Source organism: Gemelliphila asaccharolytica, from assembly GCF_001553005.1.
Lineage (GTDB): Bacteria > Bacillota > Bacilli > Staphylococcales > Gemellaceae > Gemelliphila > Gemelliphila asaccharolytica.
In genome coordinates this window covers 87,895-113,818 of the sequence record NZ_KQ959874.1, presented here as the reverse complement: position 1 = coordinate 113,818, position 25,924 = coordinate 87,895, and the positions used below count along the sequence as shown (strand labels likewise).

Annotated in this window: 28 protein-coding genes; all 28 read right to left on the bottom strand. The window is 23.9% G+C overall.

The window, feature by feature from the left end; translation table 11 throughout:
- Positions 1–104: 104 nt before the first annotated feature.
- The 28 genes from HMPREF1871_RS03490 to HMPREF1871_RS03360 all read right to left on the bottom strand — a co-directional run bounded on the left by HMPREF1871_RS03490 (position 105) and on the right by HMPREF1871_RS03360 (position 25,922).
- Complete coding sequence (locus HMPREF1871_RS03490; RefSeq protein WP_066130113.1) at positions 105–737, bottom strand: MBL fold metallo-hydrolase; 633 nt, start codon at positions 735–737, stop codon at positions 105–107.
- A 207-nt stretch (positions 738–944) separates the two neighbouring features.
- Positions 945–2,186, bottom strand: a complete 1,242-nt coding sequence (locus HMPREF1871_RS03485) for an aminotransferase class I/II-fold pyridoxal phosphate-dependent enzyme (protein ID WP_066130111.1) — start codon at positions 2,184–2,186, stop codon at positions 945–947.
- A 42-nt stretch (positions 2,187–2,228) separates the two neighbouring features.
- Positions 2,229–3,092 carry a polyprenyl synthetase family protein gene (locus HMPREF1871_RS03480; protein WP_066130109.1) on the bottom strand — a complete coding sequence of 288 codons (864 nt, stop codon included), beginning with the start codon at positions 3,090–3,092 and terminating at the stop codon, positions 2,229–2,231.
- Positions 3,079–3,285 carry an exodeoxyribonuclease VII small subunit gene (gene xseB, locus HMPREF1871_RS03475; protein ID WP_066130108.1) on the bottom strand — a complete coding sequence of 69 codons (207 nt, stop codon included), beginning with the start codon at positions 3,283–3,285 and terminating at the stop codon, positions 3,079–3,081. Before xseB ends, HMPREF1871_RS03480 begins: the two co-directional genes overlap by 14 nt.
- Positions 3,278–4,555, bottom strand: coding sequence for an exodeoxyribonuclease VII large subunit (gene xseA / locus HMPREF1871_RS03470; protein WP_066130105.1), 1,278 nt, complete (start codon positions 4,553–4,555; stop codon positions 3,278–3,280). The genes xseB and xseA overlap by 8 nt, the downstream gene beginning before the upstream one ends.
- Position 4,556: 1 nt before the next feature.
- The gene (nusB, locus tag HMPREF1871_RS03465; protein ID WP_066130102.1) at positions 4,557–4,943 is read right to left on the bottom strand and encodes a transcription antitermination factor NusB; all 387 of its coding nucleotides are present in this window, start codon (positions 4,941–4,943) and stop codon (positions 4,557–4,559) included.
- 11 nt (positions 4,944–4,954) lie between these two features.
- On the bottom strand, positions 4,955–5,293 hold the full coding sequence (locus HMPREF1871_RS03460; RefSeq protein ID WP_066130098.1) for an Asp23/Gls24 family envelope stress response protein: 339 nt from the start codon (positions 5,291–5,293) through the stop codon (positions 4,955–4,957).
- Between the two features lie 465 nt (positions 5,294–5,758).
- Positions 5,759–6,490 (bottom strand): zinc metallopeptidase, encoded by a 732-nt coding sequence (locus HMPREF1871_RS03455; RefSeq protein ID WP_066130096.1) that lies wholly within the window; start codon positions 6,488–6,490, stop codon positions 5,759–5,761.
- Between the two features lie 26 nt (positions 6,491–6,516).
- On the bottom strand, positions 6,517–8,361 hold the full coding sequence (gene typA, locus HMPREF1871_RS03450) for a translational GTPase TypA (protein WP_066130095.1): 1,845 nt from the start codon (positions 8,359–8,361) through the stop codon (positions 6,517–6,519).
- Positions 8,362–8,429: 68 nt separating this feature from the next.
- A complete protein-coding gene (gene pepT / locus HMPREF1871_RS03445; RefSeq protein ID WP_066130093.1) occupies positions 8,430–9,656 on the bottom strand; it encodes a peptidase T in 1,227 nt (408 codons plus the stop codon).
- Between the two features lie 3 nt (positions 9,657–9,659).
- Positions 9,660–10,160, bottom strand: a complete 501-nt coding sequence (locus HMPREF1871_RS03440) for an acyl-CoA thioesterase (RefSeq protein WP_066130091.1) — start codon at positions 10,158–10,160, stop codon at positions 9,660–9,662.
- A gap of 34 nt (positions 10,161–10,194) precedes the next feature.
- Positions 10,195–11,910, bottom strand: a complete 1,716-nt coding sequence (locus HMPREF1871_RS03435; RefSeq protein ID WP_066130089.1) for a phospho-sugar mutase — start codon at positions 11,908–11,910, stop codon at positions 10,195–10,197.
- A 33-nt stretch (positions 11,911–11,943) separates the two neighbouring features.
- The gene (gene deoD, locus HMPREF1871_RS03430) at positions 11,944–12,654 is read right to left on the bottom strand and encodes a purine-nucleoside phosphorylase (RefSeq protein WP_066130087.1); all 711 of its coding nucleotides are present in this window, start codon (positions 12,652–12,654) and stop codon (positions 11,944–11,946) included.
- Between the two features lie 145 nt (positions 12,655–12,799).
- Positions 12,800–14,605 carry an acyltransferase family protein gene (locus tag HMPREF1871_RS03425; RefSeq protein ID WP_066130085.1) on the bottom strand — a complete coding sequence of 602 codons (1,806 nt, stop codon included), beginning with the start codon at positions 14,603–14,605 and terminating at the stop codon, positions 12,800–12,802.
- A gap of 215 nt (positions 14,606–14,820) precedes the next feature.
- Positions 14,821–15,957 (bottom strand): alanine racemase, encoded by a 1,137-nt coding sequence (gene alr, locus HMPREF1871_RS03420; protein WP_066130082.1) that lies wholly within the window; start codon positions 15,955–15,957, stop codon positions 14,821–14,823.
- Entirely contained in the window at positions 15,947–16,324 is a 378-nt protein-coding gene (acpS, locus tag HMPREF1871_RS03415) for a holo-ACP synthase (RefSeq protein WP_066130080.1), read from the bottom strand. Before acpS ends, alr begins: the two co-directional genes overlap by 11 nt.
- A 24-nt stretch (positions 16,325–16,348) precedes the next feature.
- On the bottom strand, positions 16,349–16,936 hold the full coding sequence (yihA, locus tag HMPREF1871_RS03410; protein ID WP_066130078.1) for a ribosome biogenesis GTP-binding protein YihA/YsxC: 588 nt from the start codon (positions 16,934–16,936) through the stop codon (positions 16,349–16,351).
- A gap of 2 nt (positions 16,937–16,938) precedes the next feature.
- The gene (gene lon / locus HMPREF1871_RS03405) at positions 16,939–19,239 is read right to left on the bottom strand and encodes an endopeptidase La (protein ID WP_066130075.1); all 2,301 of its coding nucleotides are present in this window, start codon (positions 19,237–19,239) and stop codon (positions 16,939–16,941) included.
- 11 nt (positions 19,240–19,250) lie between these two features.
- Positions 19,251–20,474: an ATP-dependent Clp protease ATP-binding subunit ClpX gene (clpX, locus tag HMPREF1871_RS03400; protein ID WP_066130073.1), complete on the bottom strand. Its 1,224-nt coding sequence runs from the start codon at positions 20,472–20,474 to the stop codon at positions 19,251–19,253.
- 108 nt (positions 20,475–20,582) lie between these two features.
- A complete protein-coding gene (locus HMPREF1871_RS03395; RefSeq protein WP_066130071.1) occupies positions 20,583–21,041 on the bottom strand; it encodes a LysM peptidoglycan-binding domain-containing protein in 459 nt (152 codons plus the stop codon).
- Positions 21,042–21,053: 12 nt separating this feature from the next.
- On the bottom strand, positions 21,054–21,227 hold the full coding sequence (locus HMPREF1871_RS06275) for a DUF6501 family protein (protein ID WP_198145754.1): 174 nt from the start codon (positions 21,225–21,227) through the stop codon (positions 21,054–21,056).
- Positions 21,224–22,684: a sodium/pantothenate symporter gene (gene panF, locus HMPREF1871_RS03390; protein ID WP_066130069.1), complete on the bottom strand. Its 1,461-nt coding sequence runs from the start codon at positions 22,682–22,684 to the stop codon at positions 21,224–21,226. Before panF ends, HMPREF1871_RS06275 begins: the two co-directional genes overlap by 4 nt.
- Positions 22,677–22,931 (bottom strand): YhdT family protein, encoded by a 255-nt coding sequence (locus HMPREF1871_RS03385; protein ID WP_066130067.1) that lies wholly within the window; start codon positions 22,929–22,931, stop codon positions 22,677–22,679. The genes panF and HMPREF1871_RS03385 overlap by 8 nt, the downstream gene beginning before the upstream one ends.
- Positions 22,918–23,538, bottom strand: a complete 621-nt coding sequence (locus HMPREF1871_RS03380; protein WP_066130065.1) for a phosphatase PAP2 family protein — start codon at positions 23,536–23,538, stop codon at positions 22,918–22,920. Before HMPREF1871_RS03380 ends, HMPREF1871_RS03385 begins: the two co-directional genes overlap by 14 nt.
- A complete protein-coding gene (locus tag HMPREF1871_RS03375; protein WP_066130063.1) occupies positions 23,525–24,616 on the bottom strand; it encodes an undecaprenyldiphospho-muramoylpentapeptide beta-N-acetylglucosaminyltransferase in 1,092 nt (363 codons plus the stop codon). Before HMPREF1871_RS03375 ends, HMPREF1871_RS03380 begins: the two co-directional genes overlap by 14 nt.
- Entirely contained in the window at positions 24,613–25,113 is a 501-nt protein-coding gene (gene coaD / locus HMPREF1871_RS03370; RefSeq protein WP_066130061.1) for a pantetheine-phosphate adenylyltransferase, read from the bottom strand. The genes HMPREF1871_RS03375 and coaD overlap by 4 nt, the downstream gene beginning before the upstream one ends.
- 3 nt (positions 25,114–25,116) lie before the next feature.
- Entirely contained in the window at positions 25,117–25,668 is a 552-nt protein-coding gene (gene rsmD, locus HMPREF1871_RS03365) for a 16S rRNA (guanine(966)-N(2))-methyltransferase RsmD (protein WP_066130060.1), read from the bottom strand.
- Positions 25,669–25,682: 14 nt separating this feature from the next.
- Positions 25,683–25,922 (bottom strand): DUF2129 domain-containing protein, encoded by a 240-nt coding sequence (locus HMPREF1871_RS03360; RefSeq protein ID WP_066130059.1) that lies wholly within the window; start codon positions 25,920–25,922, stop codon positions 25,683–25,685.
- Positions 25,923–25,924: the final 2 nt, after the last annotated feature.

Below are 25,924 nucleotides of genomic sequence, written 5' to 3'. Positions count from 1 at the left end.
GCTACTACCAACTGAGCTACTGTGGATTATTAATGTTCAACAGAACAAGTTATATTATACATATTATATAGACAATTGTCAATAGTTATTTTAACTAATATAATTTAATATCTAGAGATTAAGTCTAAATCTTTTTCTCTTTTTATATATGTTTCATAGCCATGACCTGGATAAACTATTTTATTTCCATCTAATTTAAATAAAACATTATTTAATGAATTTTTTAAATCAAAATAATTAGATCCTTCAAAATCAAATCTTCCTATACCACTTCTAAATAATGTATCACCTACCATTATAAAATCTCCAAAATCTAATGATACACCTCCTGGCGAATGCCCTGGTGTTGGCAATACCTTGAATTTAATTCCATGAATATCATAATCTTTATAATATTCATATTCTTTTTCTGGAAGATATGTAGAAATTCCTTTTTTTATACCAAAAAAATCAGATAAATTCAATTTTGGAGAAGTTAACCAGTTTTTTTCTTCCTTAGAAGCATAAACATCTACCTTAAAGTATTCTCTACATTCTTCTAAAGATGCTATATGATCGAAATGTGCATGTGTTAGCATAATAGCTACTATCTTTAAATTTAATTTTTCTACTTCTTTTTTTATTTTTTTAAATCCATATCCAGGATCTATTATTATTCCATTAATTTCATTATGAACTATATAACAATTTTCATCAACCATATCCATAACTATTTTTTCAACTTTTAATTTATTCATATTTTTCCATTCTCCATTTTCTATATACAATAATATTAATACAGTTTTATTAAATATTTTTCAAATAACATATTTTAATTGTTAAAAAATATAACTTTAATAGAAAATTTTAAAAAAATCTTTATTGATACTTAATGTTAGCTTTTTTATTTTAATATTTAAACAAAATCATTTATTATAAATTTTTTTTCATTCTTTAATATAAAATTAATAATATTTTTTTATGCAATCTTTTAAAGAAGTTACTAAATATTCTATATTTTTAATGCTTAGACAAGAAAATGCAATTCTTATATGTCTATCATCCATAGCATATACCCCAATTTTATAATTCTCTAAAAGTTTAATTCTAAAACTATTTGCATTTATATTTTTTGGTAATAAAATAGTAAAAAAATATCCTGAATTAAATGGTAAAATTTTTAAATATTTTTTAAGATTTTCTTTTTCTATTTGTTCTTTTAAATATATATATCTATTATTTAAAATAGAATAATTATTTTCTATTTCTTGTGATATTTTTTCATTTTTTAACGCTTTAATTATAGCGTTTTGAGAAAGAGCAGAACCAGAAGAATTTACACTTCTAATAAATCCTTGAGTTTTTTCTAAAATTAAATCTCTAATATTATCATTTTTTAAATAATAACTAATGAATCCTAATCTTAACCCCCATGCATAAAATTCTTTAGTTACACCATCAACCTTAACTATCAAACAATTATCAAATTCTGCTAATTCAGAAAATTTATTAAATGATGAACAATTATTATTTTTTTCATAAAATAAACTAAAATATGCATCATCACAAATAAAAATTAATTTTTTAGCTGGATTTCTTTTAAGAAATTTTTTGAAAATTTCCTTTAATTTATCAAACTCATACTCAGAAGGTGTATATCCAGTAGGGTTATTAGGAAAGTTTAATAATATAATAATTTTTTCTTCTTTTATTTCGTTCAATACTTTATCTATGTTATCATAATAAAATTTTTCTTCTTTAAATTGGCTATATGTATATATAGTAGATTGTCTTTTAATTGAAAAAATCAATTTATAATTTTGCCAATATAGATTAGGTAAAATTACTGCAGTATTCTTCTCTGCAAAAAGACTTGCTACTATATCAATACCTTGTGTAATACCTGTAGTAGCTATAGGCAAGGAAAGATAATCATGATTTATATTATTATTTTGATTTATTATTTTTTCTTTCCATAATTTTCTTAACTCTGCATATCCTGTTGTAGGAGCGTAAGGTAAATATTCTTCAACACTTAATTTTTTTATTATATTTGATAAAGTAGGCAAAAACATTGTATTTCCAGCCTCCATAGCCATTCCTATTGTGGCATTTATGGAATTTTTAACTTTTTTTGTTTCCTGTGATTGAATAAGAACATCTTTTGGTAAAATCAAATCATTTCCTAATTTTGAAAAAAAATTCATATAAACCTCCTAAAATTACTATATTGTTTTTAAGTTTTTTTACTAACTATTTCTTTTTAATAAAATTTCTGATAATTGATATAAAAAATTATTATTTAATTTTTTTGATATTCTTTTTGCTTCGTTAGTATGCTCAATTAACATTTTTTGACAATTTTCTATTCCGTAAAAACTTAAATATGTTATTTTTTTTTCATCACTTGGTAATTTTCCTATTTTTTTAAATTCTCCATAGTAATCTAAAATGTCATCTTTTATTTGATATGCTATTCCTAACTCTTCACCAAATCTTTTAAGTAATTTTAAATCGCATAAATTATCAGATACTATTGCAGAAAATAAAAAAGGTAACGTTATAAGTCTACCTGTTTTCAATTTATGCATATTTTTTAGATAATCAGAAGATATTTTATAGTTAGATTCCTTTATATCATATATCTGTCCAGCTACCATGCCTTCCGAACCAGAATACCTTGCTAATAAATCTACCAATTGTAATTTATTAGAACACATAACATAGTCATTATTTACTATTAATTCATAAGCTAGAGGTTGCATTGCATCACCTGATAATATTGCTACATCTTCTCCAAATTTTTTATGATTTGTTAATTTTCCCCATCTATAATTATCATTATCCATAGCAGGTAAATCGTCATGTATCAATGAATAAACATGAATCAATTCTAATGATAGTGCAATATCATAATATTTTTTATATTCAATTTTATAATAATCTAACATCATTAAAAAAATAAGTGGTCTTATTTTTTTTCCATTACTTATTAATGAATATAAAATAGATTCTTTTAATTCGGTAGGAATATTCATTTTATTTATTTTAGATTTTGCATAATAATTAAATTGTTCTTTATTTTCTTCTATAAATTTATCAATGTAACTCATTATCTTCCAGTTCCTTTTTTAAATTTTCTACTTGTTCTTCTGCATTTTTAATTATTTTATTACATTTTTTAATTATATTAACTCCTTCTTTATACTGATTTATTGCATCATTTAAAGAAATATTGTCGTTCTCTAAGTTAGCAACTATATCTTCTAATTTTGATAAAAAATCTTCAAAACTTTCTTTAGACATCTTTTCCTCTTTTTCTTATTATTTTTTTTACATTAACTTGAATTTCACCATCACTTAGATATAATTTAATATTATCATCTATAAAAACGTTATCTATCGAAATTATTTTTTCATTTTTAATATTTTCTGCTATTATATATCCTTTTTTCAATATGTTAATTGGATAATTATTTTCCAAAAATTTATTTAATATTACAAGTTTATTTTTTTTATTGCTTAATATGTTTTTGTTTACTAATAAAAATTTATTATTATCTACTAGAGCCTTTCTACTGTATATTAAAGTATCCATTACTAAATTTAATTTATCTTTTCTATTATTTAATTTTACATCATAATTAAATAAAATATTATCTAATGTTTTTATTTTATAAATATTTAATAAATTATTAACACATTTTTTCTTATTTGAAAAAAATTTAATTATATTAGACGTCATTTGTTCATACTTATAATCAATAATTCTTATAAGCTCTTCTAAAGTTATAGGCGTGACTATTTCTGCTGCTGCAGTAGGCGTAGATGCTCTAATATCTGCTACATAATCAGATAATGTAATATCATTTTCATGCCCTATTCCTGTTACAACTGGAATTTTACAATTGAAAATCTCTTTCACTACAATTTCTTCATTAAAACTCCATAAATCCTCTATACTGCCTCCACCTCTAGCTATTATTATCACATCATTTTTATCATTTGAGGCTTCTTTTATTTTTTTTACAATATCAATAGAAGAATTATTTCCTTGTACCAAACAAGAATACAACTTAATATTTGCCATAGGAAATCTCCTATATATAGTCCTTTTTATATCTTGTAGTGCGGCACCCGTTGATGATGATATAATTCCTATATTATTATTTATCTTTTTTAATTTTTTTTTGTTTTCGATAGAAAATAAGCCTTCATTTTCTAATTTATTTTTTAATTTTATAAATTTTTTATATAGTTCTCCTATATTATCTTTTTTTATTTCATAAACAATAAAAGTATGTTCTCCTTTTGGAAAATAGAAATTTATTTCTCCTTTTACAAGTACACTATCTCCATCTTTAAAATCATTTTTATCGTAATCAAATTTAATCGCATCAATTTTGGAGTTACCATCTTTTATAGTAAAATATAATATTCCACTAGAATGTAATTTAAAATTAGAAACTTCCCCTTTTAAATATATCTCTTTCAAATATGGATCATTAACATATTTTCTTTGTAAATATTTATTTAATGATGAAACCGTTAAATAAACTTTTTTTTCATCTAACATATTATGTATTTTGTAACACTCCTCTTAGAACTCCATTTATAAATTTATAACTATCATCTTTTTCACTATATTTTTTAGAAATCTCCAATGCTTCATTTATTGATACTTTATATGGTATATCTGTAAATAATATTTCATACGTAGCTATCCTTAAAATTTGTCTATCCATTTTTGACAACCTACTCAATGTCCATTCTCTCAAATTTTTATTAATTATTAAATCTACTTCTTTTAAATTATTTTTAATATCTTTTAAAGTTTCTATAATGATATCATCAGAAAAAATATCATTATCTAATTCAGATAGATCATTTAAATATAAATCTTTATTCTCTAACTGAAATAATATTTTAAAAACTTTTTCTCTTATCTCACTTTTATTTTTCATTTATAAAACTCCTAGTAATCTATTCCTATAATATTTACATTTATAGATTTTACTACAATATCTGTCATATTATAAATTGAATTTCTTACATTAGATTGTATTTTTGTTGCTATTTTAGAAATTGTATATCCACTTTTAACAGTACATGAAATTTCAACATATAATTCATCATCTTCTAAAAACAGTTTTATTCCCTTTGTATATTCTTTTTTGCCTATTTTTTCCAAAGTAGAATTTTTTAAATTTCCTACCAATTTAGAAACACCCTCTATTTCTTTAGTAGCAATGCTTACAATAACAGCTAATGCTTCTGGTTTTATTTCTACATTTCCTAATTTATTTTTTTCCATAAAATACCTCATATAAAGATTTAAAAACTTTACTTAATTATACTATAAAATCCCTAAAAATCACAATAATTTATAAAACCATATTAAATCTATTTGAATCACCTTTATAAAGATTTTTTTTGAAAATAGATTTTAATTAATTATATAAGTTGCTATTTTCTATGATATTTATTTTTTATTTTTAAACTAGTTACCTTTCTAAGACGTTATCGGAGATTTAATTGTCCCCTTTATATTATAAAACAAAAAAACTACCTAAAAAATAATTTTTCATTAGATAGTTTTTTTAATTTTTTTTTCAATTTAGGAGATTTATTAAAATTTATTTACCATTATTTATTATTAATTTTAGATAATTTGTGAAAATTTTACTGTGAGATAAAATTAAATTAGCAAAACAAAATATATAACAAAAATATTATGATAAATTAAATTTACTATAAACCCTTTAATGTTAAAATATTTTTAATCTCTATTATTTGACATATTTATAATTATTAATATAAATCTAACAAGTTCCATTAAAGCAACTACTGCTGCTGCCAGATATGTAAATGCTGCTGCTGTTAAGACCTTTTTACAATGTCTTTTTTCTTGCTCATTAACTATATTTAAATCTTTAATTTGGTTTAAAGCCCTATTTGATGCATCTATTTCAACAGGTAAAGTTACTATTTGAAATAACACAGCAAAAAACATAAGAAATACACCTGCCCATGCCAATGATATTCCTATACCTAAAGACATAAAATATGTAAGCATCATACCTACCATTATCAATACTACAGATAAGTTCCCTCCTAAGTTAGCCAATGGTACTAAAGAATGTCTAATCCTCATTGGTTTATAATCTGCAATCTTATCTTGTATTACATGACCTATTTCGTGTGCCGCAATAGCTACTGAAGCAATTGTAGATTGAGAATATACTACCGGAGATAAAACTACAACATTATCTTTTGGATTATAATGATCAGATAGTTCGACATCTCCTTTAACAATTTTTATATTTTCTATACCATTTGCTTTCAAAATTAATTCTGCTACTTCTTTTCCTGTCATTCCCGAATTATTTTTAATTTTTTTATATCTACTATATGTTCCTTTAACCTTGTATTGTGCATATAGTGGAATTATCATAAGAATAATAAAATATATCAAATAATTAAATGAAAAACCATAACCTAATCCATACATTATTACACCTCTTGTTCTACGTTATTTTATTCTTCTGAATATTTAGCTTTTCTTGCATTTTTTTCTCTTATTGATTTGTCTAATTCTTTTTTTCTAAGTCTTATAGAATTAGGAGTTACTTCTAAGTATTCATCATCATTTAAGTATTCTAGACTTTCTTCTAAAGTCATTATTCTTGGTTTTTTCAATGTTACTGTTTGATCTTTAGTTGAAGAACGAACGTTTGTTTGAGCTTTTGCTTTTGTTATATTAACTGTAATATCGTTTTCTCTATTATTTTCTCCTACAATCATTCCACCATAAACATCAGTACCAGGCTCAACAAATATCGTACCTCTTTCTTCTATACTAGATATAGAATAAGCTGTAGCTTGTCCATTTTCAAGTGCTACCAGTACTCCATTCCTTCTTCCTCCTATTTTTCCTTTTTGAAGAGGTTTATATGAATCAAAAGTATGATTTAAAATTCCATAACCTTTTGTTATAGACATGAATTCTGTTCTATATCCTATTAGTCCCCTTGCTGGAACGTTAAATGTAAGTCTAGTTTGTCCATTCCCATTAGCTTGCATATCTATCATGTCACCTTTTCTCTGACCTATAGATTCTATAACGGCTCCTACTGTGTTATCTGGAGTATCAATTTGTACTAATTCTATTGGCTCACATAAATTACCTTCTATTTGTTTTACAATAACTTGTGGTTTTGATACTTGGAGCTCAAATCCTTCCCTTCTCATGTTTTCTATTAATATTGATAAATGTAACTCTCCTCTACCACTAACTATCCATGAATCTGCAGATGATTGTTCAACCTTAAGAGAAACATCTGTTTCTAATTGTTGCATTAGTCTATCTTCTATTTTACTTGCAGTTACCCATTTTCCTTCTTTACCAGCGAATGGAGAATTGTTTACTAAAAATGTCATCTGTAATGTAGGTTCATCAATGTGAAGTACTGGTAATGGATCAATATTGTCAGAAGGACAGACAGTTTCACCTACATTTATATCATCCATTCCACTAACAGCGACAATATCTCCAGAATAAGCTGTTTGTATCTCTTCTCTTTTCAAACCAAAGAAGCCGAAAATTTTTGTTACTCTAAAAGTTTTTATTTCTCCATTAAGCTTAGTTAAAGAAACGGAATCTCCAACTGACATTTTCCCTCTAAAAATTCTTCCTATACCTATTCTTCCAACATATTCATTATAATCTAATAAAGCAACTTGAAATTGTAGTGGTTCGTTAGAATTATCTATTGGTGCTGGAACATAATCCAATATTGTATCATACAAACACTTCATATTTTCTTCTTGACATTTTGGGTCACTTTCTAATGATGCTGTTCCATTAACTGCTGAAGTATATACTACAGGAAATTCTAACTGTTCGTCATTAGCGCCTAATTCAATAAATAAATCTATAACTTCATCAACTACTTGTTTTGGACGTGCAGAATCTTTATCAATTTTATTAACTACAACTATTGGATTTAGATTCTGTTCCAAAGCTTTTTTCAAAACAAATCTAGTCTGTGGCATAGTTCCTTCATATGCATCAACAACCAATAAAACTCCATCCACCATCTTCATTATTCTTTCAACTTCTCCTCCAAAATCTGCATGCCCCGGAGTGTCAAGTATATTTATTCTTTTACCTTTATAATTTATAGCCGTATTTTTAGCCAATATAGTTATTCCACGTTCTCTTTCTAAATCATTTGAGTCCATTGCTCTTTCTTCAATATGTTCATTTGAACGGAATATTCCTGACTGTTTTAATAATTCATCTACCAACGTTGTTTTACCATGATCGACATGGGCAATTATTGCAATATTTCTAATATTTTCTCTATATTTAATAGACATTAAAATTCTCCTTGTTTTTTTTATTTATTGTGTGTTTTATATACAAAACAATAAATTTATATTTATAACTACTTATCACTTATTTTAATTATTTCAACTATTATATCAGATACCTTCTTCATATGTTCCAAACAACAAAATTCATATTGTCCATGAAAATTTTCACCACCTACAAATATATTAGGTGTGGGTATTCCCATATAAGAAATTTTTGAACCATCTGTCCCGCCTCTAATTGGTATAATCTTCGGTGTAATTCCTACATTTTTCATAGCTATTTTCGCCTGTTCAACACATCTTTTATCTTTTTGTATTATTTCTTTCATATTATAATATTGATCAAAAATATTATATTCGACTACATCACCATATTTTTTATTTATTATTTTAGCTAAATTTATACAAAATAATTTTCTTTTTTCAAAATTTTCTTTATCAAAATCTCTTATAATATAAGTTAAATTAGCCTCTTCTATTCTGGAATCTATATTTACCAAAAAATAAAATCCTTCGTATCCTGAAGTATGTTCTGGAACTTCTTTTTTTGGAAATAATGATGCTAATTCTACAGCTATCATATTGGCATTTTTCATTTGATTTTTTGCTGTTCCAGGATGAACACTTATTCCAGTTATTTTATAAGTTATCTGAGCAGCGTTAAAACTTTCATACTGTAATTCTCCTAATGCACCACCATCTATTGTGTATGCATAATCTGTATTGAAAGTTTTAGCGTCAAAATTATCTGCACCTCTTCCTATTTCTTCATCTGGACCAAAGGCTATTTTTACCTCTCCATGTTCTATTTCCGGATTATCTATCAAGTATTTTATTGCTTCTATAATCTCGCATATCCCTGCTTTATCATCTGCTCCTAAAAGTGTAGTACCATCAGTAGTTATTAATGTTAAATTTTCATATTTTTTTAAATTAGGAAATTTATCTACAGTCATTTTTATATTTTTTTCTTCATTTAAAATAATATCTTCACATTTATAGTTTTTTATTACTTTTGGTGAAACACCTTTAGCATTAAAATCTGCAGTATCTACATGTGATATAAAGCCTATTTTGTCAAATTTTTTATTTGAATTAGAAGGTAAAGTAGCTGTCAAAAAACAGTTTTTATCATTTAAGTAAACATCTTTTAAGCCTATCTCTTCTAAATCAAGTTTTAACATTTTTAAAAAATCTTTTTGCTGCATTGTAGAAGGTATAGTAAATTGAGTTTCGTCAGATCTTGTCTCAAATTTTACATATTTTATAAATCTATCTAACATTTTTTCATATTTCATTTTTTATGCTCCATAATATTGATTATATTTTTTTAAATATTCTTTAGAAAATTCTCTATTTGTTATTTTATAATTTTTTCTTTCTTCGTGTGAAAAATGAACAAATTTTTCAATTTCTGTATTATACTCAATTTCTTCTAATTTATGTTTTAATACTTGATCCTTTCTTAAAGAAAAAGTAGAAAATGCTGTCCCTACAAGTCTTTCATGTCTTGTTTCTCCATTATAAGCTGTTACTTCTGCAAAAATCTCTATACTTTTTTTACCAACACTTGATACATATGATTTTATTTTTAAAAATTCATTTTCACAAACCTTGTCAATAAATTGGTAAGTATCAATACTTGCCGTTACAAAAAATAATTCAGAATATTTTCTTGCAGTCATACCCATTATTTCATCTAACCAAAATAAAATATATCCACCAAATAATGTATTATGTCTATTCATATTTTTTTTATAAATTGTGTAATTACCTATTACTTTTGTTTTATCTACATTCATAATACCCTCATTTTTTTCCTTTTATATATACTTATTAAATGTCTTTAAATATACTCATTATTTCTTTTTCTACTAAACATATTTTTTCTAAAGTTTCTTCTTTATTTTCACCTTTTGTATATATATATAATTTTATCTTAGGTTCTGTTCCACTTGGTCTAAGTGTATACCAAGTTTCATCTGAATAAGTAAATCTTATAGCATTTGTTTTTTCAATATCTATATTTTTCTCTTTTTTTGAATCGATATAAATTTCTTTTGATTCCAAGTAATCTGTTATCATTTTGATTTTAGATTTACCTATTTTTTTAGGGTAAACGTCTCTAATTTTTTCCATTATTCTAGATATTTTTTTTGCACCTTCTATCCCTTCATATGTTATTGAAATAGTTTTATCAGAATAATATCCATATTTTTTGTAAAAATCTTCTAGTACATCTATTAAAGTTTTACCCATATTTTTGTAATAAGCTACTATCTCAACCAAAAGCATAGATATTGTTACTCCATCTTTATCTCTTAAAAATGTTCCTACATTATATCCTATACTTTCTTCATATCCCATTACATAATATTTCTCTTTAGTTTTTTCATATTTATTTACTACTTCAGCTATATTTTTAAACCCTGTAAGCACATCAATTACTTCTATTCCATATTCTTTACATAGAGGCTCAATCATTTTTGATGTGACTATTGATTTAACAATATATGGTTTAGTAATTTTTTCTTCTGATTTAGATAAATTATCAAGAATGTATTTTACTAATATTGCTCCTGTTTGATTACCATTTATAGGAACTATTTTATTTTCATGAATTACTTCTACAGCTAATCTATCACAATCAGGATCAGTAGCTAAAATAACATCAGCATCTACTTTTTTTGCTAATTTTTCACTATATTCAAATGCAGCAATATTTTCAGGATTTGGATATTCTAAAGTAGGAAATGTACCATCTGGTTCTTTTTGTTCTTCTACTATATATACATTTTTAAATCCTCTTCTGTCTAATATTGTTGTAACTGGTATATACCCAGCACCATTTAAAGGAGTGTATACAATATTAATATTTTTATCTATATTAGAATCATTTATAGTTCTTAACAATACTTCTTTATAAAATGCTTCATCTACATTTTTCCCTATAAATTCTAACAAACCTTTACTAATAGCTTCTTCTTCCGTAATTGTAATATAATTTGAAAATACATCCATATCTTTTACATATGATAAAACTTTATCACTTATATTAGATTTTATTTGAGAGCCTTCTTCCCAATAAACTTTATATCCATTATATTCTTTTGGATTATGACTAGCTGTTATATTTATACCACTTATTGTATTTAAATATCTCACAGCGAAAGATAATTCTGGAGTAGGTCTTAAGCTTTCAAACAAATAAGTTTTTATACCATTACTTGCCATAACAAGTGCTGCTATTTTAGCAAATTCTTTTGAATGAATTCTAGAATCATATGCAATAACAATTCCTTTTTCTTTTTTTCCACTTTCAATTATTGTTTTAGCTAATGCATTAGAAACCCTTGAAATCACAAATCTATTCATTCTATTGGTTCCCATTCCCATTTTTCCTCTAAGTCCAGCAGTCCCAAATTCCAATTCTCTATAAAATCTATCTTCAATTTCTTTTTTATTGTCTTTTATTAATGTTAATTCTTCAAGTTCTCCTTTTTTTAAAAGTTTACTTGTTAACCATTTTTCATAATTTTCTTCAAATTTCATTTTTATACCTTTCTAACTGATATTAATTTATACTTATGCTAGCTCCATTGCTATCTCTACCATTTTTGTAAATGCAGTTTGTCTTTCCTCAGGTGTAGTTTCTTCTCCAGTAATTAGTGAATCACTAACTGTTAATATAGTCAAAGCATTTGCTCCTAATGCAATAGCATTAGCATATAATGCTACACTTTCCATTTCTACAGCTAATATTCCCATTTTTTTCCAATTATCTATTGATTTTTTATCTGCACTATAAAATATATCTGTGCTTAGTATATTACCTACGTGAACATTTATATTTTTCTCTTTTGCTATTTCATGTGATTTTGATAATAAATCATATGAAGCATGTAAACTTAACTGACCAGGCAAATTATATTGATGCATGTAATTTGTATCAGTAGATGAAGCCATCGCTAATATTACATCATAAATATTAACATCTCTTTGAAGCGATCCACATGTTCCAATGCGTATAAGATTCTTAACACCAAAAAATTTTATTAATTCATATGAATATATACCTATACTTCCTGGGCCCATACCTGTACCCATAACTGATATTTTTTTACCTTTAAATGTACCAGTATATCCTAGCATTCCCCTTACTTTGTTAAAACAAACAGAATTTTCTAAGAAATTATCAGCAATAAATTTTGCTCTAAGAGGATCTCCAGGTAATAATATAGTTTCTGCTATTTCTACTCCTTCTGGTTTTATATGAGGTGTTTGTATATTTTTCATCTTAACTCCTAATTTTATTATTTTTTACATTAATTTATTATACATTTTTTTTTATTTTCTAACAAGTAAAACTATATTTTTATAAATTCGATAATAAAATAAAGGTAAACTTTTAGCATGTTTACCTTTATTAAATATAAAATATCTAGATATCTATTTTAACATCATATTTTAAATTATCTTGAATCAAATCAACCATTGCTATAACTCCATTTTCTTTCAAATGAACATTATCATTACTAAAGTATTCTGGATGATCTTTTGCAAGAGAGTACCAATCAATAACAGTTATATTACTGTATTTTTCTTTAGAATTTTCCAATAACTTATTATTATTAGTTTCCCAAACTCTTGGAACTTTAACATTTACAAAATATATATCTGCATTTTGAAATGGTTCTATCAAATTTTTTATATTTTCTTCTGTTAGTACTCCGTTTGTTCCTAAAACATAAATTATAGCCGAATTTTTTGTATTATAATTTTCATAATTCCCTAATAAATCAACAGCTTCATATGCTTGTCGACTCACCTTACCATCTACTGTAATACCATTAAATCTATTTGTCATCTCTTCTCCAATATTAATGGCCAAAGAATCTCCAATTAAAAGCATTTTATTGTATTCATTAACATTAGAATCATCATTAGATATTTCTTTATTTTCTTTATTATTATCTGTCTTATATTCATTTGCTAATTCTATTTTATAATTATTAACTAATGATGTAGATAATATCGGTATAGATTTCCCGAAAATTCCCATCAAAAACAAAAAACTTAAAATAGTTGTAGATACTATTATTATTTTTTTTCTTTTTGGTGATAGATTTTTCAATTTTAAAAAAGCATCTTTAATATAAAAAATAAAACTTTTATCTCTTATGGGTTTTTCTATAAAATAATAACTAAAACAAGACATGGCTATTATTAAAATTAATGTAATGATTATATGTAAATTATCAAGTGAATTATATTCAGTTAATGATGTTACTAAAATAATTATAGGAAAATGCCACAAGTACATACTATAAGAAATTTTTCCTATATATACTAATGGTTTAAAAGAAAATAATCTTGAAATTATAGTATTTTGATGAGATACAAAAATAAACAATAAAGAAGATAAAACTGAAAATAAAACAAATCCATAAGGATAGAGTAATCTGCTATATTCATTAACAAATATCATTATAGACAATAACGAAATCAGCAATAATAATGACATTATAGTGAATTTTAAGCTTTTTCTTCTATTTATCTTTTCATATAATTTTTTTATTGGAATAGAAACTGCAAATAAAGCCCCTATTAATATTGAAAATATTCTTGTATCAGTACCAAAATATACTCTATTAACATTTTTGAAATCTAACAGATATATATGTAAAAATATTGATAATAAAATTAGTATTAAAATAAAATATTTTAATATATTATTTTTTTTAAAAAAAGTAGAAATTTTATTGAATAATAAAAATATTATAGGAAATAATAAATAATATTGTTCTTCTATCGCCAATGACCATAAATGTTTAAAAGGAGTTGACAATGAAAACTTATCAAAATAATTTATTTTATGAAAAATATACCACCAATTACTTAAGTAAAAATAACCAAATAAAGAGTCTAAATAAGTTTTTTCTAATAAAAATTTATTAAAGATAACCATAAATATTAAAACAAATGTTATCATAAAATATAACGCTGGTAAAAGTCTTCTAGCTCTTCTTATATAAAATTTTATTAAATTAATTTTACCTGTTTTTTCATATTCATTTATTAATAATGATGTAATCAAATAACCAGATATTACAAAAAATAAATCTACCCCCAAAAAACCACCAGGTAATATCAGTGGATTTATATGATATATAATTACCGATATAACAGCTAATGCCCTTAATGCATCAATGCTCGGTAAATATTTTATATTTCTTTTATTTTTCATAATTTTCTCCTTATTATCTAATAATGATAATATAATAACCCCAAATTTCTAAAAATATTTATAACATAAACAACAATAATTTTTACAATTTATTTAATCTAACAAAAATATCATAATGATAATTATATATAACAATTATACCTTTTAAAAAATATAATTTAAATAGTATATTATATTTTTATGTAAATTTATATTATTAAATAAAAATAATTTAATTAAAATTTTACTTCTTTATCATTTATAAAATACTTTCTTGGCACTCTAGATCCTATAATACATAATATTTCATATGATATAGTATTTTGAAATTCTGCAAAATCAAACATATTAATTTTTTGATCACCATACTCACCAAAAAATAATACTTTATCTCCTACTTTTACATCTTTGTCACATTTTATCATTAGTTGATCCATACAAATATTACCTATAATTTTATAAAATTTATTATTAATCGAAACACTAAATCCTGATGCTCTTCTCAATACACCATCTCTGTAACCAATCGGAACTGTGGCTATATATTCATTATCATCAGTCTTATATTTACAGCCATATCCAACATAGGTATTATTAGGAACTTTTTTTACATGAACTACTTCACTTACTAAAGATGAAACATTTTTTAATACTACATCAGTTTTTTCTTTAACTATATTACTAGGATATTGTCCGAATATTGCTATCCCAGCTCTACAAATATTTATTTCTTTATTGTTTATTGTTCTTTTTAATATAGCTGCTGAATTTTCAATATGTGTATATTCAGGGATTTTTTTTATAAAAGATTTAATATTTAAAAATTTTTTATATTGATAGTTATCATAAAAGCTATCTATACCATCAGCATTTGATAAATGTGTAAATATACCCTCTAAATATATATTGTTATTCTTACAAATTAAATCATTGATAACTTTTGCTTCTCTTTCATTTATTATGCCTATTCTAGACATTCCAGAGTCAATTTTTAAATGAATTTTTAAGGTTCCATTTGAATTTTTCACTTCGCTTATTGCACTAACTAGCCAATTTACAGATGGACAAGTTATAGATATATTATTAACAATAGCATGATTTATGTTTTTAATATTTATTATTCCTAATACCAAAATTAAAGATTTTGGAACAACAGTTCTTAATTCAATTGCTTCTTCTAATGTAGCAACTGCAAAATAATTAACTCCATTTTCATACAAATATTCTGCAATTATTTTTGCACCTAATCCATAAGCATCTGACTTTACTACAGCTAAAACCTTTTTATTCCCACTTTTTTTCTGTATATTTTTGTAATTTTCTAATATATTGTCTAAATCTATTCTTATGTATGTAGGTCTATCACTTATCAATTTTTTCACCTTTTCTATTATAATTTTCTACTACAATAAATACTGTTACTATTTCCTTTGTATGACTTATACTTATATGAACATTAAAATTTTTATATTTTACTTCAGGCTTTCCTAATATATTTTTTACTACCTCAATATCTTTAAAAGAAAATTCATTAGAAATACCTACACCCAATGCTTTACTCATTGCTTCTTTCGCTGCATATCTACTAGCTAAAAACTCTGCTTTTCTTCTTTTATTTTTTATTTTATTTAACTCATTTATCTCATATTTTGTATAAATTTTTTTTATATAATTTTCTTTATTTAGAAAGTCATAAAATTTTTTAATATTTTCTATATCTACTCCGATTCCATAAATCATATATACCTCTAAATTACTTAAATTCTAAATATTTATAATTTTATCAAGTATAAAATTTTTATTTTTTTTAGAAATTATTGAATAAGAAATAATTCCTAAATTAAATGATAAATCTAATAAATTCTCTATTTTTTTTTGATTTTTAGACAATTCATTTTTTGATATTTTATCTGTTTTAGTTAATATTACATAAAAAGGAATCTTATAATAATTTAAAAATTCGTTCATCATAATATCTTCTTCAGAAGGCTTATGTCTTGAATCTAAAAGATGAAATACACAAGCTAAATTTTTACTATTAATAAAATATTCTACAATCATATCATATAGTTTTTCTCTAATATTTTTAGAAACTTTAGCATATCCATATCCTGGAATATCTACTAAAACTTTTTTATTATCAATATTAAAAAAATTGATAGTTTTTGTTTTTCCTGGTTTAGAAGATACTCTTGCTATATTATTTCTACTTAAAATAGAATTAATAAATGAAGATTTTCCTACATTTGATCTTCCACACATAGCAATCTCTTTTAAATCATGAACAGGATATTGCTCTTTTGCAACCGCACTTATAATTAAATCTACATTATTTATATTTATATTTTCCATATTTATTCCTTAAAAATTATATTTAAAACTTCTTTTACATCACTTACAAAATCAAGTTTTAAATTTTTTAATACATCTTTTGAAATTTCATTAATATCAATCTTATTTTTATAAGGTAAAATTACCTCTTTAATGCCCATTTTTTCAGCACTATATAGCTTTTCTTTAACTCCACCTATAGGAATAATTTTACCATGTAGGGTTATTTCTCCTGTCATAGCTATATTAGAATCAACAGCTTTATTTTTTAATGTTGACAAAATAGATATTAATATTGTGATACCAGCAGAAGGACCATCTTTTGGAATAGCACCTTCAGGAACATGAAGATGAATATCTATTTTGTTAAAATCATAATTATCTACTTTTAAAATTTTAGAATTAGACCTTATATATGATAATGAAGCTTGTGCTGACTCCTTCATTACATCTCCCAATTTCCCTGTTAATATTAATTTCCCACTTCCTGCAGAAATAACGGTTTCTATTTCTAAAATATCTCCTCCTAAAGAAGTATATGCTAATCCATTCACAACACCTATCTGTGATTTTTTATTTTTTGTTTTCAAATCAAATTTAGAATTTCCTAATAATTCCGTTATATTAGATAAAGTTACTTTTATCTTTTTTTCACCTTTTAAAATTTTAATAGCAACTTTTCTACATATCGTTGCAATTTTTCTTTCTAAGTCGCGAACTCCTGCTTCATATGTATATCCTGTTATTATTTTTAATATTGCATTACTTGTAAATGAAATTTGTTCCTTATTTAAACCATTTTCTTCAATTTGTTTTTTTATCAAATATTCTTTTGCAATATTTTCTTTTTCTTTAATTGTATAAGAAGACAATCTTATAATTTCCATTCTATCTCTTAATGGAGCCGGTATATCTGCTAAATTATTTGCAGTAGCTATAAATAATATTTTAGATAAATCAAAAGGAATATCTAAATAATGATCCACAAACTCTTTGTTTTGTTCTGGATCCGTTATTTCTAACATAGCAGAAGCGGGATCTCCCCTATATCCTGATTCCATTTTATCTATCTCATCAAGTAAAATTAATGGGTTTTTTACTTTTACTTTTTTTAATGACTGAATAAATTTACCGGGCATTGCACCTACATATGTTCTTCTGTGGCCTCTAATCTCTGATTCATCTTTTACTCCTCCTAATGATATTCTAATAAACTTTCTATTAATTGAAGTAGCTATAGATTTAGCAAGTGAACTTTTCCCAACTCCAGGAGGACCTACCAAACAAATAATAGGAGATTTTATAGCCGGATTTAATTTTTTTACAGCAAGAAATTCTATAATTCTTTCTTTAACATCTTCTAATCCATAATGAGTTTTTCTAAAATTTTTTTCAAAGATATCAAATGATACATCATCTGTTGTTTCTTTTTCCCATGGTAGTGCTATAATTGTTTCTAAATAAGTTCTTATTATAGAATATTCTGGAGACATTACTGGTGTACTTTGTAATCTTTTAATTTCATTAAATACTATTTTTTTATCATCATCAGAAATTTTTATTTTTTTTATGATATTTTCCAGTTTTTTTATTTCACTGGTTTCGGGATTAATTTCATCGAGTTCTTCTTGAATTACTTTAATTTCTTCTCTTAAAAAATATTCTTTTTGCTGATTATCCAAATTAATTTTTACCTTATTTCTTATTTTTTCGCCATATTTTTTCATGTTTATTAAAGTTTCCAATGTCATAATAGTATATTCTGCTTTTTCTTTTAAATCAGAAAAGTAAAGAATTTTTTTTATTACTAATGGATTTAAAAATAATATTTCTAAATTATAATTTATAAAACTATTTAAATCATTTTTACTTTCTAAGTTAATATTTATATTTTCTAATCTAATATACTCATCCAACAATCCTTTTATTTTAGTAAATATTTTTTGTTGATTAAAATTTTTATTGTGCATCTGCATCTCTACTATATGCACATTTATATCATTATTTTCTACGTAAAGTATATTAATTATTTCTGCAATACCTTTACAACTAAAATAATATGATTTTGTTTTTTCATCTATTTTTAACTCACCATAAAAACCAAATAATTTATTAAAACCATTCTTATCATAAATATTTTCTTTCGAAATATCTTTATCATCAAAATCTTCAATTTGATTTCTATCACTAGTTATAAAAATTTCTAACTTATCAAATTTTACTTTATTAAAATTTTTTAAAAATACACTATCTTTTATGTTTATAGAATATGTTTTGCCTGGAACATATACCCCTTTATCTTCCAGTAAGTAATATTTTTTCAAAATAATTCTCCTTAATACAATTTAGGTTTAGTTTTATTCAAGATGTTTTCTTTAGTAATTTCACATTTTTTTACTTTAGAATTGCTAGGAATTTCAAACATAACATCTTGTAAAAGTTCTTCTATTATTGATCGTAAACCTCTTGCTCCTGTACCTCTTTTAATAGATTCTTTTGATATTTCTACCAATGCATCTGGTTTGATTTCTAAATCTACATTATCTAAACTAAATAAATATTTATACTGTTTTACAATAGAATTTTTTGGTTCTGTTAAGATTTTAACTAAATCTTTCTCTTTAAGTTCGTTAAGAGAACATATTATCGGAACTCTTCCTATAAATTCAGGAATAATACCATATTTTATTAAATCCTCTTGTCTTACTTGAGAAATAATATTTTCATTATTATCACTACTTCCTGCTATATCTGTTTCTGCTTGAGAAAATCCTATAATTTTGCTTCCCAATCTTCTTTTAATTATTTCTTCTATACCAGAAAATGCTCCTCCTACTATAAATAAAATATTTTTAGTATTTATTTTTATTGTTTCTTCATTTGGATGTTTCCTTCCTCCTTTAGGAGGAACACTAGCTACTGTACCTTCTAGAATTTTCAATAATGCTTGTTGAACTCCTTCTCCAGATACATCTCTAGTTATAGAAACATTTTCTCCTTTTTTTGCTATTTTGTCTATCTCATCTATATAAATTATTCCTTTTTCCGCTCTTTTAATATCATAATTTGCATTTTGTATGAGTCTTAAAAGTATATTCTCTACATCTTCACCTACATACCCTGCTTCTGTAAGAGTAGTAGCATCGGATATAGCAAATGGAACATCTAGTATTTTAGCAAGAGTTTGAGCTATTAATGTTTTCCCTGATCCTGTACTTCCTATTAAAGCTATGTTACTCTTTTGTATTTCCAATTCATCATTTTGTTTACCAAACATTATTCTTTTGTAATGGTTATAAACCGCAACAGATACAGCTCTCTTAGCGTGTTTTTGACTAATTACATATTCATCTAATTTATCTGAAATTTGCTGTGGTGTTAGTAAATTAAAATTTTTAACTTCTTTTTCTTCATCTAAATGTTTTTGTTCATCTATCATCTCTTTGCAAAATTCTACACATTCATCACATATATATACATTATTTCCTGCTATTATCTTAAAAACTTCACTAGAGTCTTTTCCGCAAAATGAACAATAAATTTTTTTACTTTCTGTCATTTTCTCTCCTCTAAAAAATTTATCATTTTATTTAATATCTTATAAATATAAAATAATGAGCATCATAAATTAAATGTAAATTTCATCATTTATAACACTCATAAGTTATTAATCTAATTTGGGTATTTTAATGATTTCTCCTGCATGTAAATTATCATTTTCTAATTCATTTGATTTTTTTATTAAATCTATACCTTTCTGAATATTATCATTTCCATAGTGTTCTTGAGATATAGAATATAAAGTATCTCCTGATTTTATAGTATATTGTATTTCTTTATCTTTTTCCAATTTTCCATTATCTTGCTTTTTAACTTCTTCATTTACATCATTTTTAACTTCATTTTTATTTTCTACCTTTTCTTTGCTTTCATCAGGTGATGGAAGATTAGAATTTTTTTTACTTTCTTTTGGTATTTCTTGGTAAATTTCTTTTTTATTTTCTGTCACATTTTTATTATTTTTATTTGCCACAATATTCCCAATATTAGTAAATAGGAATAAAAATATTGGTGAAATTACTATTAATATTATCCAAACAAATATTTCTTTAAATTTTTTATTCATAATTCCTCCTAATTATTTTACTTCTTCAAAATAATTTTTATAAAATCCTCCTATCTTACCTGAATTATCTCTTATAAAAATATAATCATCTGTTTCATTTATAACATCATACACTTTTCCTATTGTTAAAACACTATTAACTTTAAATTTTTTTGAATTTACATTTGTTACTTTAACTTTTTTCATTTTATTCTCCTTGTTTGTTTTTTATATATAATACTTGACACTAATACAAAAATAATAAGTGAAATTAAAAGTGATATTACAACAGGCTCTATATATGTTATTTTAGATATTTTTTTAAAATAAATATAAGATATTAAACCTGATATAATTGATAAAAACGCACCATTTTTTTCTGCTTTACTCCAAAATAATCCTAAAAGTATAGGCCACAAGAAAGTAGCTTCTAATCCCCCAAATGCAAATAAATTAATTTCTACTATTAATGATGTTGGTCTTAAACTAATCATTATTGCTAATAAAATAATAATTAAATTTGATATATATATTACATAACGAATTTTATTATCTTTAATTTTTTGTTTAAAATAATTTATACTTTGTATTATATCCTTAGTAAAACTTGACGAAATAAGTAAAAATTGTGCATTTACAGTAGTAACTATTGCAGCCATCGGTGCTGATAATACAATTGCTGCTAGATACCACGGAAGAATTCTAAGAGAAATAATAGGTATTACAGAATCAAAATCTTTTATATCTGAAAATATGCCTCTTGCTAAAACCCCTATAAAATGAACTCCGAACATAACAATAAATATTACTACAGTACCTATCAAAATAGACTGTTTTAAACTTTTTTTATTTTTATACAACATAGAATTTATAGCGACATGAGGTATTCCTATTAATCCTACACCTACCAAAACCCAAAATGATGATACATATGTTGCCGTAAGGCTTCCATTAGATCCATATGGGGTTAATAAATTTTCATTTTGTTGGTATAAACTATCCATTATATTATTGATACCACCACCAAAATTTAAAATAAAAATTAATAGTATAATAGTAGAAAAAATCATTATAAGTCCTTGTATCATGTCAGTAATTAAAATGTTTTTTAAACCACCAAAAAATACACATAAGAATATTAAAACAGAAAATATTAATATACAAAATTTATAATCAATATTTAATAATGATGATAAAAGTTTTCCTGCTCCTATCCATTGCCCAGACATAGATGTTATTAAAAATAAAAGCATTGAAAATGTGGAAACATAAGCTAACTTTTTTGAATTATATCTATATTTTAAATAATCTGTAATAGTTATTGCATTTATTTTTTTTGCCTCTTTTTTAAATTTTTTGGCTAAAACTAACAAAACAAAATATCCAGCCGTAACTTGAATTACTGCTAATAAAACCCATCCTAATCCCAATCTATAAGCCATTCCAGGCCCAGAAAGAAATGTCGATGCTGACCCATAAGTTGACATTAATGTTATAGCCAAAACTAATCCTGAAATATTCCTATCAGCTAAATAATATTTTTCCAAAAATGAACTTTTTATTTTAGTTTTATTTAAAAGATTAAAAATTAAAGGGCAAAAAACTATTGTTAAAAAAATAATCATTAATAATAGTAAAATTTTTATATTTATATGATTAATCACAGTCTTCTCCTTCTTCATCTTTCACATTATCATTTTTAAAAATAATATGACAAAATATAATAAGTAACAAAATTACAAAAATACTTGTTACTATAGTGCTGTAAAAAAACCATTCTGGCAAACCTAATATATATTTATAATCTTTTACACTTTGATTTGCAAATTTTACATACGCAAAATAGTACCAGAGAATAAAATGAATTATAACTAAAAAAATTGCATATATATAATCTTTATTTACTTTCATAAAATTTTCCTTTTAATTTGGTAACAAATTTATATAATTTTAAATAATATATTTTTCCAATATCTATTGAAATAAGTCCTAATAATACTCCTCCTATAACATCAGTAGGATAATGAGCACCTAAAATAACTCTTGATAGAGGTATCAAAAAAATAAATACGTATCCTATTCTCTTAAATAAGTAATTTTTATTTATCAACAAAGACATCGATAAAAAAAATAAAACAATTACAACTGAATGACCACTTGGAAAACTCCCTCCCGAAAATATATCTGGCAAGGGTCTTACTCTCATAACAATTTTTTTAATCAACAATGTTATAACTGTGCCAAATGCTAATACAAAAAAAATAAATGATGCCTTTTTATATTCTTTTATTTTAACTAATAAAATAAAAATAATTAGCATTAATAAAATTAAAAATTTATCATAGAATATTGTAGATAAAATTTTTGCTAATATACTCACAAAATTATTATTAAAAGTTGTTATCATTATGTTTGATATAAATTCATCAAAAAAATTATTAGGATAAATTTTTATAACAAACAATATAACAATAAATGCTAGTATTTTTAAATACATTTTAAAATTATTTTTTTCCATAGTCTTCCTCTAAAATAGAAATAATAATATTATAAAAATTTTCTGGATTATTTATTATATTATTATTCTCTTTATAAATTTTAATTGAATTTCTTATATTATCTATATTCTCATAAAATTTTTGTAAATAAGGTAAAGTTAGTTCATGAATTTTTTCTTCATTTATTACTTTTGAAAAATTATTATTTTTAAAATAGTTTGCATTTTGTATTTGATCTCCCCTACTTTGATTTGTTCCCAAAGGAATCAATATTGTAGGAATATCTAATGCTAAAAATTCATAAATAGAATTTGCACCGGCTCTTGTTATAGCAAAATCTGTAATTTTAAAAATATCAAATAAATCTTCTTTCAAAAATTCAAATTGATAATATCCTTTTTCTTCTATTGAGTAATTATAAAAATTTTTCCCAACAACATGAATTATTTGAAAATACTCAGTAAATTTTTTTACATTATTCCAAATATATTCATTTATTACCTTAGAACCTAACGATCCTCCAATAACCAAAATAGTAGGTTTATTTGATTTCGATTTCAATAAACAATATGCTTTTTCTTTATTCCCAGAATAAATTTTCTCCCTTACTATAACTCCTATTTGTTTTGATTTATTTGGAGGTAGAAATTTAAGCGTTTCTTTAAAGGTAGTAAAAATAAACTTTGAAAATTTTATATTTATTTTATTTGCTAACCCTGGTGTTAAATCTGATTCATGTAATATAGTAGGTATTTTCAAAATTTTTGCTGCTATACATACTGGAACACTAACAAAACCGCCTTTAGAAAATATAAAATCTGGTTTTATTTTTTTTAATATAAATATTGAATCTACTATACCTTTTATAACTTTAAATATGTCTATAAAATTTTCTAATGAAAAATACCTTCTAAGCTTTCCTGTACTTATTTCAAAATAATCCACACCATCTATAGTTCGAATCATTTCTTTCTCTATTCCTTTTTTACTTCCTATATAAGAAATTTTATAATTATTTTTTTTGAATACTGGTATTAGTGCTATATTGACAGAAACATGTCCTACAGAACCTCCACCTGTAAATAAAACTTTTTTCAATGACTAACCTCTCTTATTTTTTTTTCTAAACATTCAGCTACAATTCTGGGGACAAATTTTGTAAGATCAGCACCAAAGCCCGAAACTCCTTTAACTGCACTAGAACTTATAAAAGAATATTTTGTTGTTGTCATCATATAGAACGTTTCTATATTCTTATCTAATGCTTTATTCATAGATGTTAATTGCATTTCATATTCAAAATCCGTTACTGCTCTTAGTCCTCTTACTATTATATTTGATTTTACTTTTTTAGCATAATGTACTAAAAGTCCAGAAAAACTATCAACTTTTACATTTTTTAAATTAGGCATATCGTCTAAAATTTTTTCAATCATTTTTTTTCTTTCATCTGTTGTAAACAAGTATTTTTTCTCTGGATTTACAAGTATTGCTATTATAACTTCATCAAATATTTTGCTACTTCTCTTTATAATATCTAAATGACCATTTGTTATCGGATCAAAGCTCCCCGGTACTATAGCTATTTTTTTCAATTTTTATCTCCTATAAACATAAATACTTACAGTAATTTTACCATATTTTTTCTCTTTATATGTATGTAATTTTTCATTTTTATAATTTATTTTTTCATCACTTGAATATTCGCAAATAATTTTGCAATTTTCATTACAAATATCATATTTTATTAAATTCTCTAATGAAATATTTAAAAGATTTTTATTATAAGGAGGATCTAGAAATATTAAATCAAATTTTTCACTTTTTTTAGAAAATATTTTAATTGAACGTAAAAAATCATTTCTATATAGTGAATATTTTTTATCTTCTATATTACATTTTTTTAAATTATTTCTTATAACTTTAATGGCAGCTGAACTACCATCAATAAATACAACATATTTCGCACCTCTACTTAAGGCCTCTATTCCTAATGCTCCACTACCAGAAAAAAGATCTAAAATATTATCATTATCGCATGATATCATATTAAAAATACTTTCTTTTACTTTATCTGTTGTTGGTCTAGTAGTCATACCAGCTAAACTATTCAATTTTATAGATTTATATTTTCCAGATATTACCCTCATATACCCTCATAAAATTATTTATCAAAACTTGAATATAATTCTGCTAACTCAGATTTTATTAATTTATTTATGTATCTTTTATTACTAAGTTCATAAATTACATCATCTATTTTATCCTCATCTGTATACATATATAAATACCTATTTTTTGCTGAACAAACAATTATATTTCCATATTTTTTTAATTTATTTATATCTTTCGTATGCTTAAAATATATGTACAACCCTTTTCTTTTTTTTAAGAATAAATTCATTC

Excerpts from the sequence above, each read along its gene's own strand:
- HMPREF1871_RS03490 (WP_066130113.1), bottom strand. The coding sequence starts at position 737 with ATGAATAAATTAAAAGTTGAAAAAATAGTTATGGATATGGTTGATGAA.
- HMPREF1871_RS03485 (WP_066130111.1), bottom strand. The coding sequence starts at position 2,186 with ATGAATTTTTTTTCAAAATTAGGAAATGATTTGATTTTACCAAAAGAT.
- HMPREF1871_RS03480 (WP_066130109.1), bottom strand. The coding sequence starts at position 3,092 with ATGAGTTACATTGATAAATTTATAGAAGAAAATAAAGAACAATTTAAT.
- xseB (WP_066130108.1), bottom strand. The coding sequence starts at position 3,285 with ATGTCTAAAGAAAGTTTTGAAGATTTTTTATCAAAATTAGAAGATATA.
- xseA (WP_066130105.1), bottom strand. The coding sequence starts at position 4,555 with ATGTTAGATGAAAAAAAAGTTTATTTAACGGTTTCATCATTAAATAAA.
- nusB (WP_066130102.1), bottom strand. The coding sequence starts at position 4,943 with ATGAAAAATAAAAGTGAGATAAGAGAAAAAGTTTTTAAAATATTATTT.
- HMPREF1871_RS03460 (WP_066130098.1), bottom strand. The coding sequence starts at position 5,293 with ATGGAAAAAAATAAATTAGGAAATGTAGAAATAAAACCAGAAGCATTA.
- HMPREF1871_RS03455 (WP_066130096.1), bottom strand. The coding sequence starts at position 6,490 with ATGTATGGATTAGGTTATGGTTTTTCATTTAATTATTTGATATATTTT.
- typA (WP_066130095.1), bottom strand. The coding sequence starts at position 8,361 with ATGTCTATTAAATATAGAGAAAATATTAGAAATATTGCAATAATTGCC.
- pepT (WP_066130093.1), bottom strand. The coding sequence starts at position 9,656 with ATGAAATATGAAAAAATGTTAGATAGATTTATAAAATATGTAAAATTT.
- HMPREF1871_RS03440 (WP_066130091.1), bottom strand. The coding sequence starts at position 10,160 with ATGAATGTAGATAAAACAAAAGTAATAGGTAATTACACAATTTATAAA.
- HMPREF1871_RS03435 (WP_066130089.1), bottom strand. The coding sequence starts at position 11,910 with ATGAAATTTGAAGAAAATTATGAAAAATGGTTAACAAGTAAACTTTTA.
- deoD (WP_066130087.1), bottom strand. The coding sequence starts at position 12,654 with ATGAAAAATATACAAACACCTCATATAAAACCAGAAGGAGTAGAAATA.
- HMPREF1871_RS03425 (WP_066130085.1), bottom strand. The coding sequence starts at position 14,605 with ATGAAAAATAAAAGAAATATAAAATATTTACCGAGCATTGATGCATTA.
- acpS (WP_066130080.1), bottom strand. The coding sequence starts at position 16,324 with ATGATTTATGGAATCGGAGTAGATATAGAAAATATTAAAAAATTTTAT.
- yihA (WP_066130078.1), bottom strand. The coding sequence starts at position 16,936 with ATGGAAAATATAAATATAAATAATGTAGATTTAATTATAAGTGCGGTT.
- clpX (WP_066130073.1), bottom strand. The coding sequence starts at position 20,474 with ATGACAGAAAGTAAAAAAATTTATTGTTCATTTTGCGGAAAAGACTCT.
- HMPREF1871_RS03395 (WP_066130071.1), bottom strand. The coding sequence starts at position 21,041 with ATGAATAAAAAATTTAAAGAAATATTTGTTTGGATAATATTAATAGTA.
- HMPREF1871_RS06275 (WP_198145754.1), bottom strand. The coding sequence starts at position 21,227 with ATGAAAAAAGTTAAAGTAACAAATGTAAATTCAAAAAAATTTAAAGTT.
- HMPREF1871_RS03385 (WP_066130067.1), bottom strand. The coding sequence starts at position 22,931 with ATGAAAGTAAATAAAGATTATATATATGCAATTTTTTTAGTTATAATT.
- HMPREF1871_RS03380 (WP_066130065.1), bottom strand. The coding sequence starts at position 23,538 with ATGGAAAAAAATAATTTTAAAATGTATTTAAAAATACTAGCATTTATT.
- rsmD (WP_066130060.1), bottom strand. The coding sequence starts at position 25,668 with ATGAGGGTAATATCTGGAAAATATAAATCTATAAAATTGAATAGTTTA.
- HMPREF1871_RS03360 (WP_066130059.1), bottom strand. The coding sequence starts at position 25,922 with ATGAATTTATTCTTAAAAAAAAGAAAAGGGTTGTACATATATTTTAAG.